General features: G+C 44.4%; 2 protein-coding genes and 1 pseudogene. All 3 read right to left on the bottom strand.

The window, feature by feature from the left end; genetic code table 11:
- The coding region (locus F6J94_RS33530) for an FHA domain-containing protein (protein WP_293048205.1) at window positions 1–287 on the bottom strand (287 nt) is incomplete at its 3' end.
- A gap of 119 nt (window positions 288–406) precedes the next feature.
- A pseudogene (locus tag F6J94_RS33525) lies at window positions 407–1,094 on the bottom strand (RNA-guided endonuclease TnpB family protein); the annotation flags it as partial.
- Window positions 1,095–1,128: 34 nt separating this feature from the next.
- Window positions 1,129–1,716 (bottom strand): IS607 family transposase, encoded by a 588-nt coding sequence (locus F6J94_RS33520; RefSeq protein WP_293048202.1) that lies wholly within the window; start codon window positions 1,714–1,716, stop codon window positions 1,129–1,131.
- Window positions 1,717–1,811: the final 95 nt, after the last annotated feature.

Raw genomic sequence — 1,811 nt, 5'->3', positions numbered from 1 at the left:
TCACCGATGCGGATGATGTCATCTTCCTTCAGGAGCCAGTTTTGGTTAACATCTACCTCCTCATTATTGATCCGAGAGCCATCTGTGCTACCGAGGTCAGTAAAGAAACACTGTCCCCCAAGGCATATGATTCTGCCGTGTACACGACTCACTACAGGACTATCCAAGACTAGGTCACAACTTGGATGGCGGCCAATCAGATACTCACCTTGAATTGCAGTTTCCGGTTTCAGGGTTTTTTCCTGTAACTCGTTGGTTTGGTAGTTGATGATTGTAGTCGTCAGCATGTTTTGTGTCACTCCAGATTACCGAACTAATGGGTCAATTGCTTCAATTGCTGAAATTTATGAAGGGATTCTCTATTTTGAGTTCACAATTCATCTCAACTTGTCTTCATCGGTAGTACCGCTTTGTGATGTAGTTCATTTACCAGATTCTGAATTCTGATAACCATTCTTCTAGCCGCTTTTATCATGGGGCGTTTCTGTCTTCCCTTAGCTTTACTGATTATTAGATATCAGATTATAATGGTGCTGACACAGCCGCTGAATTCGAGAAAATTCACCTTCTCCGATTTTGCCTACAGAATTCTCACTAAAAAAAGTCAGGAAAGTTCTAACACCAGGATCTAAGGCAACTACTCTACCTTGGTTTTCGGTTTGGTTTTTTGTTGTCTTATAGGGGACTACCAAATAGTAATCCCCATTGGTGCTAGTCAACCTACAATCGCAAATCTTGTCGGGAAGAGCTTCAGTAAAAGTCAATTACCCTAGTTTGGTGTGATAGATTCCTTTGTTTGAAACAGCCGATTTTGGGATATAACAAGACTGAACAGGATGCTGGCGAGATCTGAACCTGACCCGATTAATTTGTCCAGTCAAGTTGTATTTCTTTTTGGCTTCCCTGACAGCGGTGCAAGCATCCTTAATCGCTATAGATTTGATTTGATCAGGCACTGTCTTGCACCACTCGGGTAAGTCATTTAATATCGCAGTTTTAATAGCTTTCCAGTTAGCTTTAGTTTCTCCATCTTCAAGGATTTTGACGGTCTTGTTAAATACATAACGGGACACTCCAAACCATTGACGAACCATTGTTCGCGTAGCGTGGCCTACGGCCAATCGTTGTTCAGGGCTTAGGAACACTCGAATCTTCTTGGATTTTTTTGCCGTATTTTCGGAGTCCGTGGACGCGGCAAGAGAAGACGTGAATGATGGAGAGAAGATCTGCGGTAACTTCTGATTCTGGACAGCTTTCAGGGTTGTCGAGAACCAGGATTTTTCCACCGTTGAGACCGACCAAGTACTCAATGATTTCAAACCCAAACCGGGTAAGTCTGTCTCGACAGGCAACAACAATTGTGAGCTGATCTCCTCGCACGATTCGTTCCAGTATGGCTCGAAGCCCCTTCCTTTTGTAGTTGAGCCCTGAGCCGATGTCTTTAATGATTTCCGCTTCCGGAAAGAGGGAGTGCAGATAGGCGACTTGCCTGACGAGGTCGTCTTTTTGCTTGCTGCTACTGACTCGACAGTAGCAGATAGTTGCTGGCTGCCTTGATTCCCTTTTTCCGAGGCTGAGCAGGCTTTCTGTATCAAAGAGCCGGTAACCACTTGGGGTTCGCTCGCATTTAATCGTGCCATTGTCTGCATACTTCCGAAGAGTGTTCCTAGAGAGTCCCGTAAGTTCGACCGCCTTACGAAGTGGTATTAGTGTCATAGATATAGTCTAACAATTAATTGGATATTTTGGTAGACTATGTGACCCTTTTATTCCCTGGCTACTAACCCTTACCCTCGGCCTGAGCCACAAGA

Source organism: Moorena sp. SIO1F2 (assembly GCF_010672755.1).
Lineage (GTDB): Bacteria > Cyanobacteriota > Cyanobacteriia > Cyanobacteriales > Coleofasciculaceae > Moorena.
The sequence above is the reverse complement of the archived record's forward strand: the minus strand, read 5'-3'. Positions and strand labels throughout refer to the sequence as shown.